This is a genomic window from Actinacidiphila sp. bgisy144, assembly GCF_057708105.1.
In genome coordinates, this window is the sequence record NZ_JBYIRM010000015.1 from 103,768 (window position 1) to 119,463 (window position 15,696).

Sequence of the window (15,696 nt, forward strand, 5' to 3'; positions counted from 1 at the left end):
TCCGTCGAGCGCTCGGGCCTCGGAACACTCGGGTCCGTCGGGCGTTCCCGATCATGCAACACCCGCCCGGCCACGGGCGGTTCGCGGGGCCCGGACGGCTGCTGCTCAGCCGGCCGGGTCCCGCGGCGCTCCCGGCGGGTCCGGCCGCCACCACCCGCGGCTGGCGGCCAGCACCCCGGCCTGGAAGCGGCTCGCCGCGCCGAGCCGGGTGAGCAGCGCCTGCACCCGGCGCTGCACCGTGCGGTGGCCGATGCCCAGATGGCGGGCGATAGTCTCGTCGGCCATCCCCATCGCCAGCATCGAGATGATCCGCCGCTCCTCCTCCGTGACGAACTCGTTCGGCCCGACCGACGCCGGCCGGTCCGGCATGTACGGCTGGGCCTGCGCCCACAGCGACTCGAAGAGCGCCGAAAGCGCGTCGAGCAGCGCCGAGGGGTGCACCAGGATGCAGGAGTCCAGCACCTGCGGGGTGGCCAGCAGCGGGATCAGCGCGGCCTGGTCGTCGGCGATGATCAGCTTCATCGGCGCCTGCGGCAGGAAGCGCACCTCCTCGCCCGCGGCGATGTCCAGTTCCACCCGCTCCATCGCGCCGGGCACGTCCAACGCGTCGCGGCCGTGCAGGAAGCGGCTGCGCACGCTGCGGCCGCCGATCACCGTCGCGGAGTTCACCCGGGTGCCGTCGCGGGTCTCGGCGTAGGGCGGCGCGTCGATGCCGCGCAGCTCGCGCTCGGCGCGGTGGAACAACTGCTGGCCGCAGCGGGCCACGCCGTCGCGACCGGTGATCACCTCGATCAGCGAGGCGGAGTCCCGGTCGCGCCGGGCGTCGCGGTGCCGCTCGGCGAGCCGCTCGATCAGCGCCCGCACCTGCTGGATGTCCCGCTCCCTGGCCAGCAGCAGCACCTCCAGCGCGTGGCCGGGCGGAAGCGCGGTGTACCCGGTCGGGGTGCCCGGCAGCCGGGAGATCAGCCCGCCGTCCTCCAGCCGGACCAGCGCCCCGGCGACCACGTCGGGCTCCAGCCCGGTCCTGCGGGCCAGTTCCTCGATCGGCAGGGGCGGGTTGTCGACCAGGGCGAAGTACAGCGCTTCGGCCGGCTGATCGAGTCCGAGAACTTCGAGCATGGCCACCTCCGCCCAAAAAGTAGCCCCAGCGCGCGACATGGTTGAACCCGGTACCTCAGCATCCCCGGCCCGTACCCGGTGTACCCGGTGCTCCTGGCCTGTGTCGGGCTGTGCCGGCCTGCGCCCGTGCGGAACATGGACCGGGACCGGGCAGACCTCGCCGCGTACGGCGGCGCCCCGATCCCGCAGTCGTCGCTCTTCATCGGCGGCAAGCTGGAAGACGTCACGAAGTCGGTTTTCCACCGGACACCGGTTGTCCACAGGGGCCGAAACAGCGCTGCGGGAAATGCGTCATCGTGGAGGGGCCGGCTCGATTCGGTCGGCGCCCTCTTTCCACGTAGGACGGTGTCGAGCGTGCCTTTCCCCAACTCTCCCACGGATTCCCCCGCATGCGTTCCCGACGAGCCATATGCCAAGCCCTCGTCGGATACGCCTCGACCGTACGCGCCACCGCGCATCGTTGTGCCGGACTTTCCTCCGGTCTGCGCCGGCGGACGCGGTGGAGGAAGGTTCGGCGCGGCATTGCGCCGCATGCGCCGGCACCTTGCCACGGGGTTGGGTGTGCTGGCGGTGTTGGCCGCCGTGCTCTCGACTCACGGCACCTCCCCGCGACACGAGCGGGCCGCGCCACGCGGCACTCCGTCGGCTCCGTCGACCGCGACCGGCTCACCTCCAAGGCCCGCTGAGCAACTGGTGCGGGCGCCCGTACGGATCGCCGACTCGGAGGCGGCCGCCCTTCTGCGCCCTGGCGCGCGCGTGGACGTGCTCGCCGGTGCCCGGGTGGTGGCGTCACGTGTGACGGTCGTAGCGGTACCGCCCAGTCCGGCTCAGTCGCGGCAGACGGCTTCCGCCCCGCCTGAGAGCGCCGGTGCGGGCAACGGCGCGCTGATCGTGCTGGCCGTGTCCCGCCGTACGGCAGCGGCACTGTCAGGAGCAGCCGCGGCGTCTCCGTTGGGGGTGGCTCTGTGCTGAATCTGTTCGCGAAGGACCGTCGTACCGCTTCTTTCGCTGGCGCTCTCCATGACGCGTGTCGGTTCTCCACAGCGGCGCGAGAGGAGCACCCTGGCGCTTCCGCTCGGGTTCAGGGTGATCGGCATTCTCCGACGCATGGACGTGATCACCGTCGCCCCGGCCGGCTCGCCCGCCTTCAGAACTGTCGCGAACTGAGTGGCAGGCGGGCCCGTCGATCGCCTCGTCGAAGCATTCGATATGAGGGACCGCGCTGGGTCCTGGTCCTTTCACAGAAGACCGTACGGGACAGCGGCCGTGCACACCTCGACCGTCCGCACCTCGACCGCACCGAAAAGGCCGCTGTTCCCACGGCAGACGCCCAGGCACTTCGGACCGGCGCGCTCACCGAAACGCAATGCGACGAGGCTGCCCCGGATGTCGCTCAGCACACCCACAGCCGCACACCGACGTCCGCTGAGCGCGTCAACCAGACCGCGCGGTGGCATGGACGCCTGTCCGGCGCGGCCGGCGCGGCCGGCGCGGCCGGGGAGATCGGCACCTCCGGCAGCGGGTCAGGGCTGGCTCAGATGTGGTGCGGCGGCTTCTCGTTGAGGAACCGGGTGAAGTCGTCGTCTGCCGTGTCCGCGGGTGCATCGCCCCAGCCGCGGTCGGTGTCGTCGGCCGATGGCCGGTCGAGCGGATCGTCGAAGACGAAGCCGGCACCTGCAGGCGTTGGCGCGCCACCGGAAGAGGGGCCGTCCGAGGAGGAGCCGACTTCCGGCCGGGAGCCCGACGGCAACGGCTCGCTTCCGGTCTCGTCGCCTGTGGTCATGGCACCAGGATACGGCTCTGCGCGGGACTCACGTGAGCAGCGCCCACCCAAGAGGGCGCGTAGAGATACCCCAAGTGTCCGTTTGGGGCATTCGGACGGATATACCTGGCCTCATGGACACTCCGAAGCAGAATCCGGCTCCGCCCGCAGCGTTCCCGCCCCGAAGCGGGCCCGCGCAGGTGCTGGACATCGACCGAAGCGACCACCAGTACCGTCGCTGGTTGAGCACTGCTGTGGCGAAAGTCCATGCCGACGCCAACAGGTCCGCCGATACCCATTTGCTGTCAGTTCCGCTCCCGGCGGACTGGGGCGTCGACCTCTATCTGAAGGACGAGTCGACTCATCCGACGGGCTCACTCAAGCACCGGCTGGCCCGGTCCCTGTTCCTCTACGCCCTGTGCAACGGCTGGATCAGGCCGGGGCGCCCGGTGATCGAGGCTTCGAGCGGCTCGACGGCGGTCTCGGAGGCGTACTTCGCCCGTCTGATCGGTGTCCCCTTTGTGGCCGTTATGGCCCGCGGGACAGTACGGGCGAAGGTGGACCTGATCGAGTTCCAGGGGGGCAAGTGCCACCTGGTGGACAACCCGAGCGAGGTGTACGAGGTAGCCGCCCGGCTGGCCAAGGAGACCGGCGGCCACTACATGGACCAGTTCACCTACGCGGAGCGGGCGACCGACTGGCGGGGCAACAACAACATCGCGGAGTCGATCTTCAGGCAGATGGCGTCGGAACGCCATCCGATCCCGACCTGGATCGTGGCGACGGCGGGGACGGGGGGAACTTCGGCGACGCTGGCCCGCTACGTGAGGTACGCGCAGGCGACGACGGGCATCTGCGTGGCTGATCCTGAGAACTCGGCCTTCTTCCCAGGTTGGCGGGACAGCGATCCGGACGTGACGACCGCGGCCGGCTCGCGGATCGAGGGGATCGGCAGGCAGCGGGTGGAGCCGAGTTTCGTGCCGGGCGCGATCGACCGGATGATGCGGGTTCCGGACGCGGCCTCGGTCGCTGCTGTCCGCGTCCTGGAGAGGCTCCTGGGGCGGCGCGCGGGGGCGTCGACGGGAACCGGTCTGTGGGCCGCGTTCCGGATCATCTCCCAGATGCGTGAGCGCGGCGAGCGCGGAAGCGTCGTCGGGCTGCTGTGCGATCCGGGAGAACGCTACGTGGAGAAGTACTACGCCGATGCGTGGCTGCTGGAGCAGGGCATGGATATCTCGCCGTATCTGGAGTGCCTGGAGAACTTCCTGCGTACCGGGCAGCTGGACAGTCCCGGCGCGGATGGCTCACGCGGCTGAACTTCCTTTCGGCCCGCGGTGGCCGCGTCGGTAGGTGGCGTACCGACACGCGCGCACGCCCACGTCTGGGTGGGTGTCAGACTCCCGTGGCGCCGAGGAGTGTGCCGACGGCGTAGGTGACGGCCATGGCGATGACACCGCCCGCGACATTGCGGAGGACAGCGGGTCGCGCCGGAGCGCCACCGAGGTCCGCGCTGATCCTGCCGCACGCGACCAGCGCGATGACCACGGACACGACGGTGACGGCCAGGCGCCAGCCCTGCGGGGGCAGCACGATGGCGAGCAGGGGCAGCAGGGCACCGACGGTGAAGGACACGAAGCTCGCCCATGCCGCATGCCAGGGGTTGGCGAGTTCGTCGGGGTTGATGCCCAGCTCGACGCGGGCGTGGGCGCCCAGCGCGTCGCGGGCGGTGAGCTGTTCGGCGACCTCTTGGGCGAGGTCGTGAGTGATACCGCGTTCTTCGAGCAGGCCGGTGAGTTCGGCGAGTTCGGCCTGGGGAGTCGTCGCGAGCTCTTCGCGTTCGACGGCGAGGGCCGCCCGTTCGGAGTCGCGCTGGGTGCTGACGGAGACGTACTCGCCGGCTGCCATCGACAGCGAGCCGGCGAGCAGCCCAGCGAGGCCCGCGGTCAGCAGCGCGGAACGGGAGTCGGTGGCTCCGGCGACGCCGACGACGATGCCGGCGGTGGAGACCACGCCGTCGTTGGCGCCGAGGACGGCGGCTCTCAGCCAGTTCAGGCGGGTTCCGAGACCGGTGTGGTGCGGCTCACCGGGGTGTTCACCACGGTGGCCGGACTTTTCCGGTGCGTCGGGTTCTTCGTCGTTGCCGGCGCGGTCGTCGCTCATGGCAGGCAGCGTCTCATTCAGGGCCCGCCCGTGGGCAGCAGGACAGGCCGAACCCCGGCGCGGGGGGGATGCACCGGGGTCCGGGTCTGTGGGTCACGCGGTGCGTGACGGTGGTGGTTACGCCGCTTCGTAGTCCAGTCCGGTGGCGCGGGCCATGCGCTTCAGGTCGGCCAGGGCGTGCTTCTCGATCTGGCGGATGCGCTCGCGGGTGAGGCCGTGTTCCTTGCCGACCTCGGTGAGGGTGCGCTCGCGGCCGTCCACGATGCCGTAGCGGGCCCGGATGATGGACGCGGTGCGGTCGTCGAGGCGGTCGATGAGGCCGTCGAGTTCCTCGCGGCGCAGCATGACGAGGACGGAGTCCTCGGGCGAGGGCGCGGCGCCGTCCTCGACGAGGTCGCCGAATTCGGTCTCGCCCTCGGCATCGACCGACATGTTCAGCGATACCGGGTCGCGTGCCCAGTCGAGGACGTCGGAGACCCGCTCGGGGGTGGAGCCGAGTTCCGTGGCGATCTCGGCGGGTTCGGCGTCGCGGCCGTTCTCGCGGTTGAATTCGCGCTGCACGCGCCGGATGCGGCCGAGTTCCTCGACGAGGTGGACGGGCAGCCGGATGGTGCGGGACTGGTCGGCGATGGAGCGGGTGATGGCCTGGCGAATCCACCAGGTCGCGTAGGTGGAGAACTTGAAGCCCTTTGCGTAGTCGAACTTCTCGACCGCGCGGACCAGGCCGGCGTTCCCCTCCTGGATCAGGTCGAGCAGGGGCAGGCCGCTGCGCGGGTAGCGGCGGGCCACGGCGACGACGAGGCGCAGGTTGGAGCGGATGAAGATGTCCTTGGCGCGTTCGCCTGCGGCGACGAGCGCTTCGAGTTCCTCCCGCTTGGCGTCGCTGCCCGCGGACGCGGGAAGGTCGGCGTCGGCGGCGAGTATGCGCTCGGCGTAGACGCCCGCTTCGATGTCGCGGGAGAGTTCGACCTCCCGGGCGGCGTCGAGCAGCGGGGTGCGCGCGATCTCGTCGAGGTACATGCCGACGAGGTCGCGGTCGGCGACTTCCCCGCCTGCGGCGCGAACGCTGCTGGTCCCACCTGCTTGACGACGGGCGACGGCACGGGTTGCCATGCGTGCTCCCTTTCGAAGGTGCGGTCGGTCTGTTTGTCGGATGGGCTCAGCCGCCTCGCCGGTTTCCGCGTCGCGCGGCTTCCTCAGTTCTGCGACTGCCCCGTCCACTCTGGATAACGACTGGAATACGGACACAATTCCCATGTCGCCACCCGTTTTTTATGATCATGCAGTATCCTGTTTCGCCACACAGAGAGGCCGCACGGTGGCAGATCGTATGGACGTGCAGGTCGGGCCAGGCGGCGAGGCCGATCTGACGGCTCTGACGGACATCTACAACCACTACGTCCGCGAGACGGCCGTCACGTTCGATGTCACTCCCGTCACACCCGGCGAGCGCCGCCCGTGGTTGCTCTCCCATCCGGAAGACGGCCCTCATCGGCTGATGGTTGCTCGGCTACCCGGTTCGGGCGGACGGATTCTCGGTTACGCGACCAGTAGCGCGTTCCGGCCGAAGGCGGCGTATGCGACGTCGGTGGAGACGAGCATCTATCTGGCGCGGGATGCGTGCGGGCGCGGTATCGGGACGTTGCTCTACAGGCGCCTTTTCGAGGCGCTGGCGGGCGAGGACGTGCACCGGGCGTACGCGGGCATCGCCCTTCCGAACGACGCCTCGTTGCGCATCCACGAGCGGTTCGGCTTCCGGCAGGTCGGCGTGTACGAGGAGGTGGGCCGCAAGTTCGGCGTCTATCACGACGTGGCGTGGTTCGAGAAGCGGCTCACCTGACCGCTCGCCCCCGGCGCCCGGCCTCCGGGGTGCCAGCCGACGAGATTCTTTGAACTCTCAACCGCATCGGATATCGTCGAGGCAGACGCTTGAAACTTCAAGGAGGCGCGATGACCACGGCGACCCCCGAGCGCATGCCCGCGCTCTACCTCTCGCACGGCGCGCCGCCGCTGGCGGACGACACGGTGTGGCCGGGCCAACTCGCCGCTTGGGCGGCCGATCTGCCCCGGCCGAAGGCCATCCTCATGGTTTCGGCGCACTGGGAGGAGGCGCCGCTGGCGATCGGCGCGATCAGCCGCGTGCCCCTGGTGTACGACTTCTGGGGCTTCCCCGAGCACTACTACCAGGTGACGTACGACGCCCCTGGCGCCCCGGCGCTCGCCGACGATGTGCGCAAGCTGCTGCGTGGCGCCGGCCGGCCGGTGCAGGACGTGCCGGACCGCGGACTCGACCACGGGGCGTACGTGCCTCTGGTGGAGATGTTCCCGGAAGCCGACATCCCGGTGCTCCAGGTGTCGATGCCGACCCTGGAGCCGGAGAAGCTGATGGAGGTCGGGCGCCGGCTGGCGCCGCTGCGGGACGAGGGCGTGCTGATCGTCGGCAGCGGCTTCTTCACGCACAATCTGGCCGCGCTGCGGCATGCGGGCAGCGGACCGCCGAGTTGGTCGGCCGAGTTCGACGACTGGGGGCACCGGGCGCTCGGCGCCCAGGACGTCGATGCGCTGCTGGACTTCGAACGCACCTCCCCCTCCGGGCGGCTGGCGCACCCCCGGACCGAGCACTTCGCGCCGCTGTTCGTCACCCTGGGCGCCGCGGAGGCCGAACTCGGCAGCCAGCGCAGCGTCATCGACGGCTTCTGGATGGGGCTCGCCAAGCGTTCCGTCCAGTTCGGCTGAGCACGAGGACGCCCCGCCTACGCCGTCGGCGTCCTCCTTGCGCACGACGAACGGCAGGTCCCCACAGCTTCCGGAAATCCGGGGCTGCGGGGACCTGCCGTTCGTGGTTCGGCACCCTAGGGTGCCTGGTCGGGCGTCAGTGTGCGACGACCGGGATGGGGATGTCCTCGACGGAGTCGTCGCTGCCGGCACGGGTGCCCGTGTTCTGGACCCCGGCGTTCAGGAAGGTGAACGCGATCGCGGAGGCCGCCAGCAGGATGCCCATCGCCACGTAGATGGCGACCGAGTAGCCGTGCACCGCGCCTTCGTTGATCAGCAGCGGGTTCTTACGGTCGGCAGCCGTGTGGATGTGGCTGGTGGCCCAGGAGGTGGTCGCGCTGGCCGCCAGGGTGTTCAGCAGCGCGGTGCCGATGGAACCGCCGACCTGCTGCGAGGTGTTGACCATGGCGGACGCCACGCCGGCGTCCTCCGGCCGCACGCCGTAGGTCGCCAGGCTCATGGCCGGCATGAACGCCGTACCCATGCCCAGGCCCATGAGGACCAGACCGGGCAGCAGCACCTCGGCGTAGCTGGAGTCGACCTTGATCTGGGCGAGGATCGCCATGCCGATCGCGGCGACCAGGAAGCCGGGCGCCATCAGCAGCCGCGGGCGCACCCGCAGCATCAGGCGCGCGCCGATCTGGGTGGAGCCCACGATCATGCCCGCCACCATCGGCAGGAAGGCGAAGCCCGACTTGAGCGCCGAGTATCCCTGGACCTGCTGGAGGTAGTAGGTCAGGAAGAGGAACAGGCCGAACATGCCGATAACAGCCAGGCCGAGCGACAGGTAGATGCCGCCGCGGTTGCGGTCGGTGACGACGCGCAGCGGCAGCAGCGGCGCCTTGACGCGCCCCTCGAGGTAGGCGAAGCCGGCCAGCAGCACGACGGCTGCCACGAACAGGCCCAGCGTCACAGCTGAGGTCCAGCCGTCGGTTTCGGCACGGCTGAAGCCGTAGACCAGGGAGATCAGGCCGGCGCTCGCGAGGACGACGCCCGGGATGTCGAGCCGGTTGCGGTTGCGCCCGGTGGCGGGCTCGTGGACGTACAGCACGGCACCGATGACGGCGACGATGGCGAACGCGATGTTGACGAAGAGCACCCAGCGCCAGTTCAGGTACTGGGTCAGGACGCCGCCGAGGATAAGGCCGACCGCCGCGCCGGCACCGGCGATGGCGCCGTAGACGCCGAACGCCTTGGCGCGCTCCTTGGCGTCGGTGAACATCACCGCGAGCAGCGACAGGGCGGCGGGCGCCAGGAGCGCGCCGAAGGCGCCCTGAAGGGCGCGGGCACCGTAGAGCATGGCCGGGTTGACCGCGGCGCCGCCGATGGCGGAGGCGGCCGCGAAGCCGAGCAGGCCGACGACGAAGGCGTTCTTGCGTCCCCACAGGTCGGCGATACGGCCGCCGAAGAGGAGCAGACCGCCGAAGGCGAGGGTGTACGCGGTGATGACCCACTGGCGGTCGCCGTTGGAGATGCCGAGCGCCTTCTGGGCGGACGGCAGCGCGATGTTCACGACGGTCGCGTCGAGCACCACCATCAGCTGGGCGAGCGCGATGAATATGAGCGCTGTCCAGCGCTTCGGATCGGGTTGGAGCTGTTCAGACATGAGTGGTCTCACAAAACGAGTTGCGGAGTGACAGGACGTGGGGACGTTTGTCAGCAAGCGGTCCGGGGCCGGATCGGCATCCAGGGGCCCGGGTCCGGCGTACAAGGGTGTTCATGCGGGGACGAGCGGTCTTCTTCGACGCCCGGTCGGCCGCCGTGCTGTCGGCCGTTGGTTGATGCGATCCACGAAGCGATCGGCAGGAGGCGAAGTCGCCAACGGTAGTGCCCGCTGTGGGCGCGTGCGAACGGTTAATGGCAGCCTTGCAGGTCCTCCAGGGTCGCGGCGGTGCCCTCGAGCGTCGAGCGCGCCGGAGCACGCAGTCCGTCGAGGAAGAGTTGCAGGTGGCGTCGGACGAAGCGGTCGAAGCCGACGCAACCGCTGCCCGGCAGCGGCCGGGTCAGCTGCGTCAGCGCGACCGTCAGGTCGCCGACCGCGATGTCGCCGCGCACCTGGCCCGAGCGCTGGGCCCGGTCCAGGATCTCGGTGATCGCGTGCTCCATGCGCAGCGCTTCGGGCTCCACCGCGGGATCTTTGCGGTCGAACGCGGACGACAGCATGGGACACAGGGCGCCTATGCGCTCCTCGGCCGCTTCGAAGGCGAAGCGCTGGAGTGCCGAGAGCGCGTCGGACTCCTCGGCGAGGGCGTCCTCGGCGCGCCGCGCGATACGGGCCATCACCGCCAGGGCGACCTGGCGGACGAGTTCGGCGCGGTCCGTGAAGTGGCGGTAGAGCGTGGCGTTGCCGACGCCGGCGCGGCGCGCCACCTCGTCCAGGGGTACGTCGGGGCCGAACTCCACGATCGCCTCGCGGGCGGCGTTCACGATCCGCTCGCGGTTGCGGGTGGCGTCGGCACGCAGCCTCGCGGCGCGCGGCTTGGCAGCGGCGGTGGTGGTGAGGTCGAGCGTCACGGCCAAGCTCCTTCCGGCGATCCGGTCCTGGTGTTGCACGGTGTACGCCGGTCCGAGCGGTCCGACGCCGAAACGGAGGCTGTCCCCGTTTGCGTACGCCTGGTTAAACGGGGAGTTGATCCCCGGATATTTCCCGCGCCAAAGTGACGCGCATCACATTGATCGAGTTATTTTATTGAACATTCAACGAAGCTCCCCTATGATGCGTCCATGGAGTGGCTGACCGAAGACGAGCAGGCGACCTGGCGGGCGTTCCTGCAGGCGACGACCCTGCTGGAGGATCATCTCGACCGGCAGCTCCAGCGGGACGCGGGCATGCCGCACATGTACTACGCGCTTCTCGCCACACTCTCCGAGACGCCCGAGCGCCGGATGAGGATGACCGAGCTCGCCGAGCGGACCAAGATCACCCGCTCCAGGCTGTCGCACGCGGTCTCGCGCCTGGAGGGCAACGGCTGGCTGCGGCGCGAGGACTGCCCATCCGACCGCAGGGGCCAGCTCGCCGTACTGACCGACGCCGGCCACGAGGAGCTGGTGCGGACCGCCCCCGGCCATGTCGCGGCGGTCCGCGCGGCGATCTTCGACCGGCTGAGCCCGGAGCAGGTGGAGCAGCTCGGCGAGATCTCCCGGATCATCGCGGACGGACTGCACCACCCGCCGGGCGCCGACCTGCCCTGGCGGCGCTGAAAGGCCGTCAGAAAGCGCCTGAGCGGGCTCCTGCGGCTCTTTCGTCCCGAAAGGGGACGGGGATGCCTCTCGGGGCCGTACAAGCCGTCAGCGGCGCCCTGAGCGGGCCAGCCACCGGCCCTCGTGGCGGCTGACCTCGATCGGGCGGCCGAAGCACTCGGTCATCCGCTCGGCGGTGAGGACCTGCTCGGCGTCGCCGGAGGTGAGCACACGACCCTCCTTGAGGAGCAGCACGTGGCCGATCGCCGGCGACAGCTCCTCCAGGTGGTGGGTCACGGTGATCGTGGCCAGCGAGGTGCGTGTGGCCGCCAGGCGGTGCATGGCGTCGATCAGGTCCTCGCGGGAGGGCAGGTCGAGCGCGTTGAACGGTTCGTCGAGCAGCAGCAGCGACGGGTCGGCCATCAGGGCCCGGGCCACCAGGATGCGCGCCCGCTGGCCGCCCGAGCACACTCCGTAGGCGCGGTCGGCGAGTTCCTTGATCTCCAGTTCCGACAGCAGGGTGTGCGCGCGTTCGCGCACCTCGTCGTCGTACTTGCGCCACAGCGGCTGAACGGTGCCGGTGTGGCCGGTCAGGACGACGGTGTGCGCGGTGGCGTCCTGCGGCACCTTCTGCGCGGAGGAGACCAGGCCGATGTGGGCGCGCAGCTCGCGCATGTCGACCTGGCCCAGGCGGTGGCCGAGCACCTCGACCGAGCCCGTCGTCGGGTGCATGAGGGCGCCGATCAGCCGGAGCATGGTCGTCTTGCCGGCTCCGTTGGCGCCCAGCAGCGCCCAGTGCTCACCGGAGCGCACGGTCCAGTCGATGTCGTCGAGGATCACCTGGCCGGTGGTGTACCGGCGGACGCTGACCGCGTCGAGTGCCGCGACCACCGGCGGCGTGGAACCGGTCGTGTCCTTGCCGTTCGCTGCCATGGCGAAACGGTAGCTGTACGCTCCATCGGCCTGCGGCGGCGTTCCGCGATGTGGATACGGTGCGGCCGGGTCACATCGGGGCGCCGCCCTGGGCGGTCGGGTCGGAAAGGCTCGCCGGCACGCCCCGCCGGTACAGCAGCAAGGTGACCACGAAGCCGACCGCGAAGAAGCCGGCCGACCACCAGTAGGCCACCGAGTAGCTGTGCAGCTGGGCCTGGGCCGCGACCCCCGCCGAGGGGCGCCGGGACGACGCGTAGCTGGTGGCCGCGCTCAGCGCCAGGGTGTTGAGCAGCGAGGTGCCGATGGAACCGCCCACCTGCTGCGAGGTGTTCACCATCGCCGACGCCACGCCCGCGTCACGGGGCTTCACCCCCGCGGTGGCGAGGTTCATACCGGTGGCGAAGATCATGCCCAGGCCCGCGCCCAGCAGGAGCAGCGGCGGCAGCACATGGGCGGCGTAGGTGCTGTGCGCGTCGAGCGCCGTCAGCCACACCATGGCGCCGCCGCCCAACGCCATGCCGGTCGGGACGATCGGCTTCGCGCCGTAGCGCGGCACGAGGGCGTTCGTCGTGGTGACGGACACGATCATGATGACGGCGACCATCGGCAGGAACGCCAGGCCGGTCTTCACCGGCGAGTACAGCAGGGTGCGCTGCAGGTAGTAGGTCAGGAACAGGAACACGCCGAACATGCCGGCACCCGAGATGAACATCGCGAGGAAGGACGCGCCGCGGTCGCGGTCGCCCACCACGTGCAGCGGCAGCAGAGGTTGGCGGGCGCGTCCCTGCCACCACACGAAGGCGATCAGGAGCAGGCCCCCGGCGACCAGGAAGCCCCAGGTGCTGGTCGCGCCCCATTGGTGGCGTTCGGCGTTGGAGAAGCCGTAGACGATGCAGAACAGGCCGCCGGAGACCAGGAGCGTGCCGGGCAGGTCCAGGGCGGGGCGGTCCGGCGGGCCGCCCGCGTACAGCAGCCGTGAGCCGCCGACGAAGGCGATCAGGGCGAAGAACAGGTTCACGTACAGGCACCAGCGCCAGTTCAGGTATTCGGTGAGCAGGCCGCCCAGCAGCAGGCCGACGGCACCGCCCGCACCGGCGATCGCGCCATAGATACCGAACGCCTTCGCGCGCTCCTTGGGGTCAGTGAACGTCGTCGTCAGCAGCGACAGGGCGGCGGGCGCGAGCATCGCGCCGAACATGCCCTGCAGGGCGCGGGCGGCGACCAGCACCTCGAAGCTCCCGGCGGCGCCGCCGATGGCGGACGCGACCGCGAAGCCCACCAGGCCGATCAGGAACATCCGTTTGCGCCCGATGAGGTCCGAGAGCCGGCCGCCCAGCAGCAGCAGGGAGCCGAACGCGAGCGCATAGGCGGTGACGATCCACTGCCGGTTGCCGTTGCTGAAGCCCAGGGCCGTCTGGGCGGAGGGCAGCGCGATGTTCACGATGGTCGCGTCCAGGACGACCATCAGCTGTGCGAGGGCGATGACGCTCAGTACCCACCAGCGGTGGTTCGGACTGTCGACGAGGCTCGGACGTCGGCGGCGCTGGCTGCCGCCCTCCACGTCCGAGCCCGTGGAGCTGTCCTCGGTGCCACGGGCCATGAGGTGGTCTCCTTAGCGCGAATGCGCACCCCCCGGGGTTGCTTCCACGCTAGGCGGAGCTCCGGATGGCTGCCACGCGGGAGAGTGACGGCACCCTGCCACGGCGCCGGTCGTGCCGGTGTCAGGCGGGGCGCGGCAACGGGGCCCAGCTGGGCGCCGCGGCCGGTGCTGCGAGGGGTCCGGGGAGCCGCCCGCGCCCGGGCCCCGTCCCGGGCGCGGCGGCAGTTCCTGCGCCCCCGGTCCTGCGGCCTACGGCCGGGGCGAGGACGCGGGGATCACCCGCGACCGCCATCGGGCGACCGTCCCGGGTGGCGATGACGGTCACGGAGCGGTCGGCCGCGCGGTGGCCGGTACGGCGCGCGAGCGGGCCGCAGTTCAGGGGACGCACGGGCGCGATGCACCCGCCGCGCGCGGAGGGGGTCGCTCCCGCCGCACTCCCGTATGCCCTGAGCAGCAGACGCACGTCCACCGGTGTGCCCTTCGTGTGACCCTGCCGCGTGAACCGGACTTCGCCGGACCTACGGCATCGACAAAACGATCTTTAACCGGCGACTCCGCGCGCATAACCCGCTGTCACCCGGATGGCGCGGCTCGACGGGCGTGGTGGCGCATCCGCGTGTAAAGGGAGGCCGGGCCATGGCGAGGCAGCAAGGGTGCAGGCGTGCCAGGTACGCCGGGTGTGCGGGCATTCGATCCGCTGATGTGCGTGATCGACGCGCAGGTCACCCGTACGGGGACGGCCGCGGCAGTTCACGTACGCACTAACAGCGCGCGCGGCGAGCGCGTCGAGGCCGTTTTCTGAAGGCGGAGGGTGCGGGGGCCGAGTGGTTCGGCGAGGCGGCGAAGGAGCGTACGGATGGCCGGCGACGCAGGCGGCGCGCGCTCCGGAGGCGACGGCCGGGTCCCCCTCGACGCGGAGGAGCTGGCGGCGCTGGACGCGCTGCGGTCACGCCTTCCGGCACGCCACAGGCTGCGGTCGGCGATCTCGGCCGTGTTGATCACCCTGGCCGCGCTGATCGCGCCGCTGAGTGTGGTCGCCGTGTGGGTGGCGGACGACATGGCGGACACCGGCCGCTATGTGCAGACGGTCGCGCCGCTGGCGTCGAAGCCTGACGTCCAGGCGGCGGTGACCGCCAATGTCACCGACGCGATCATGCAGCGGATCGACATCGACACCCTGCTGTCTGAGGTGGCGCCGGACAAGCGGCCCGGCGTCAGGGCGGCCCTGGGGGCGCTGGGCGGTCCGATCACCGAGGGTGTCAGGAACCTCGTGCGCCAGACGGTCGCGTCGTTCGTGGCGAGTGACGCATTCAGGACTCTGTGGGTGCAGCTCAACCGCCAGGCGCACACGGCCTTCATCGGCGTCCTCACCGGGGACACCGGCAGCGCGGTGCGGGTGCGGGGGGACGCGGTGCAGCTGAACCTGGCGCCGGTCGTCGAGCAGGTGAAGAAGCGGCTGGTGGACGGCGGGCTCACAGTGGCGTCGCACATCCCGCAGGTGCGGGTGGAGTACACGCTGCTGGAGTCGGCGGATGTGCAGCGGGCCAGGACCGGCTTCCGGATACTGCAACTGGCCGGGAACTGGCTGCCCTGGATCACCTTGCTGCTGGCCGGCAGCGGGGTGCTGCTGGCGGCCCGCAGGCGGCGTGCGGTGGTGACGGCGGCGCTGGCGGTCGCGGCGGGCATCGCGGCGCTCGGGGTCGCGCTGTCGGTGTTCCGGATCGTCTACCTCGACCATCTGCCGACGAACATCGACCAGCAGACGGCAGGGACGGTCTACGACCAGATGGTGCGCTTCCTGCGGGAGGCGGTGCTCATGCTGGTCGTGCTGGGCGTGGTCGTCGCCCTGGGTGTCTGGGTGAGCGGCGGCGGCCGGTGGGCGGTACGGGTCAGGGCGGCGTGGGAGTCGGGGATCGCGGCGGTCAGGCAGGCCGCCGGGGTGCGGGCCGTGCCGGTGGGGTCCTGGGTGCACCGGTACCGCCACCTGCTGCACTGGCTGGTGGTCCTGGCGGCGGCTGCCGTACTGGTGCTCTGGTCGTACCCGACCGGGATGGTCGTCTTCTGGATCGCGCTGGCGGCGCTCGGGGCGCTGGCGGTCGTGGAGTTCCTCGACGACCGCCGCCGACCGGGCGGGCCGACGGGCAGCGCCGCTTAGCGCGTACGGGAG

At 70.7% G+C, this 15,696-nt stretch carries 13 protein-coding genes; 5 read left to right on the plus strand and 8 right to left on the minus strand.

Going from position 1 to position 15,696, the window contains the following annotated elements:
* Positions 1-105 precede the first annotated feature (105 nt).
* Together AC3EVP_RS18830 and AC3EVP_RS18835 are read right to left on the minus strand one after the other, a co-directional pair.
* Entirely contained in the window at positions 106-1,119 is a 1,014-nt protein-coding gene (locus AC3EVP_RS18830) for a helix-turn-helix domain-containing protein (protein ID WP_435131249.1), read from the minus strand.
* A gap of 1,534 nt (positions 1,120-2,653) precedes the next feature.
* Positions 2,654-2,902, minus strand: coding sequence for a hypothetical protein (locus tag AC3EVP_RS18835; protein ID WP_435131251.1), 249 nt, complete (start codon positions 2,900-2,902; stop codon positions 2,654-2,656).
* 113 nt (positions 2,903-3,015) lie between these two features.
* On the opposite strand from AC3EVP_RS18835, the gene AC3EVP_RS18840 reads away from it, so the two are divergent.
* Complete coding sequence (locus AC3EVP_RS18840; RefSeq protein ID WP_435131252.1) at positions 3,016-4,197, plus strand: PLP-dependent cysteine synthase family protein; 1,182 nt, start codon at positions 3,016-3,018, stop codon at positions 4,195-4,197.
* Positions 4,198-4,273: 76 nt separating this feature from the next.
* Here the strand turns inward: AC3EVP_RS18840 and AC3EVP_RS18845 are convergent, their stop codons facing one another.
* Together AC3EVP_RS18845 and AC3EVP_RS18850 are read right to left on the minus strand one after the other, a co-directional pair.
* A complete protein-coding gene (locus AC3EVP_RS18845) occupies positions 4,274-5,041 on the minus strand; it encodes a VIT1/CCC1 transporter family protein (RefSeq protein WP_435131254.1) in 768 nt (255 codons plus the stop codon).
* 117 nt (positions 5,042-5,158) lie between these two features.
* Positions 5,159-6,154, minus strand: a complete 996-nt coding sequence (locus AC3EVP_RS18850) for a sigma-70 family RNA polymerase sigma factor (protein ID WP_335970960.1) — start codon at positions 6,152-6,154, stop codon at positions 5,159-5,161.
* Between the two features lie 217 nt (positions 6,155-6,371).
* Here AC3EVP_RS18850 and AC3EVP_RS18855 point away from each other — a divergent pair, with 217 nt between their 5' ends.
* On the plus strand, positions 6,372-6,881 hold the full coding sequence (locus AC3EVP_RS18855; protein WP_435131255.1) for a GNAT family N-acetyltransferase: 510 nt from the start codon (positions 6,372-6,374) through the stop codon (positions 6,879-6,881).
* A 110-nt stretch (positions 6,882-6,991) separates the two neighbouring features.
* Entirely contained in the window at positions 6,992-7,777 is a 786-nt protein-coding gene (locus tag AC3EVP_RS18860) for a dioxygenase family protein (protein ID WP_435131257.1), read from the plus strand.
* 136 nt (positions 7,778-7,913) lie between these two features.
* Here the strand turns inward: AC3EVP_RS18860 and AC3EVP_RS18865 are convergent, their stop codons facing one another.
* On the minus strand, positions 7,914-9,422 hold the full coding sequence (locus tag AC3EVP_RS18865) for an MFS transporter (RefSeq protein ID WP_335970956.1): 1,509 nt from the start codon (positions 9,420-9,422) through the stop codon (positions 7,914-7,916).
* Between the two features lie 248 nt (positions 9,423-9,670).
* The gene (locus AC3EVP_RS18870; protein WP_335970955.1) at positions 9,671-10,330 is read right to left on the minus strand and encodes a TetR/AcrR family transcriptional regulator; all 660 of its coding nucleotides are present in this window, start codon (positions 10,328-10,330) and stop codon (positions 9,671-9,673) included.
* A 210-nt stretch (positions 10,331-10,540) separates the two neighbouring features.
* On the opposite strand from AC3EVP_RS18870, the gene AC3EVP_RS18875 reads away from it, so the two are divergent.
* On the plus strand, positions 10,541-11,017 hold the full coding sequence (locus AC3EVP_RS18875) for a MarR family winged helix-turn-helix transcriptional regulator (RefSeq protein WP_435131259.1): 477 nt from the start codon (positions 10,541-10,543) through the stop codon (positions 11,015-11,017).
* A gap of 87 nt (positions 11,018-11,104) precedes the next feature.
* Here the strand turns inward: AC3EVP_RS18875 and AC3EVP_RS18880 are convergent, their stop codons facing one another.
* Both AC3EVP_RS18880 and AC3EVP_RS18885 read right to left on the minus strand, forming a co-directional pair.
* Positions 11,105-11,929, minus strand: a complete 825-nt coding sequence (locus AC3EVP_RS18880) for an ABC transporter ATP-binding protein (RefSeq protein ID WP_335970952.1) — start codon at positions 11,927-11,929, stop codon at positions 11,105-11,107.
* Between the two features lie 70 nt (positions 11,930-11,999).
* Complete coding sequence (locus AC3EVP_RS18885; RefSeq protein WP_435131260.1) at positions 12,000-13,529, minus strand: MFS transporter; 1,530 nt, start codon at positions 13,527-13,529, stop codon at positions 12,000-12,002.
* A gap of 856 nt (positions 13,530-14,385) precedes the next feature.
* On the opposite strand from AC3EVP_RS18885, the gene AC3EVP_RS18890 reads away from it, so the two are divergent.
* Entirely contained in the window at positions 14,386-15,684 is a 1,299-nt protein-coding gene (locus AC3EVP_RS18890; protein WP_435131262.1) for a hypothetical protein, read from the plus strand.
* Positions 15,685-15,696: the final 12 nt, after the last annotated feature.

What these genes read in the sequence shown, in the direction of transcription:
- AC3EVP_RS18865 (WP_335970956.1), bottom strand. Translation starts at nt 9,422, where the DNA reads ATGTCTGAACAGCTCCAACCCGATCCGAAGCGCTGGACAGCGCTCATA.
- AC3EVP_RS18880 (WP_335970952.1), bottom strand. Translation starts at nt 11,929, where the DNA reads ATGGCAGCGAACGGCAAGGACACGACCGGTTCCACGCCGCCGGTGGTC.
- AC3EVP_RS18845 (WP_435131254.1), bottom strand. Translation starts at nt 5,041, where the DNA reads ATGAGCGACGACCGCGCCGGCAACGACGAAGAACCCGACGCACCGGAA.
- AC3EVP_RS18875 (WP_435131259.1), top strand. Translation starts at nt 10,541, where the DNA reads ATGGAGTGGCTGACCGAAGACGAGCAGGCGACCTGGCGGGCGTTCCTG.
- AC3EVP_RS18860 (WP_435131257.1), top strand. Translation starts at nt 6,992, where the DNA reads ATGACCACGGCGACCCCCGAGCGCATGCCCGCGCTCTACCTCTCGCAC.
- AC3EVP_RS18850 (WP_335970960.1), bottom strand. Translation starts at nt 6,154, where the DNA reads ATGGCAACCCGTGCCGTCGCCCGTCGTCAAGCAGGTGGGACCAGCAGC.
- AC3EVP_RS18855 (WP_435131255.1), top strand. Translation starts at nt 6,372, where the DNA reads ATGGACGTGCAGGTCGGGCCAGGCGGCGAGGCCGATCTGACGGCTCTG.
- AC3EVP_RS18835 (WP_435131251.1), bottom strand. Translation starts at nt 2,902, where the DNA reads ATGACCACAGGCGACGAGACCGGAAGCGAGCCGTTGCCGTCGGGCTCC.
- AC3EVP_RS18840 (WP_435131252.1), top strand. Translation starts at nt 3,016, where the DNA reads ATGGACACTCCGAAGCAGAATCCGGCTCCGCCCGCAGCGTTCCCGCCC.
- AC3EVP_RS18890 (WP_435131262.1), top strand. Translation starts at nt 14,386, where the DNA reads ATGGCCGGCGACGCAGGCGGCGCGCGCTCCGGAGGCGACGGCCGGGTC.
- AC3EVP_RS18830 (WP_435131249.1), bottom strand. Translation starts at nt 1,119, where the DNA reads ATGCTCGAAGTTCTCGGACTCGATCAGCCGGCCGAAGCGCTGTACTTC.
- AC3EVP_RS18885 (WP_435131260.1), bottom strand. Translation starts at nt 13,529, where the DNA reads ATGGCCCGTGGCACCGAGGACAGCTCCACGGGCTCGGACGTGGAGGGC.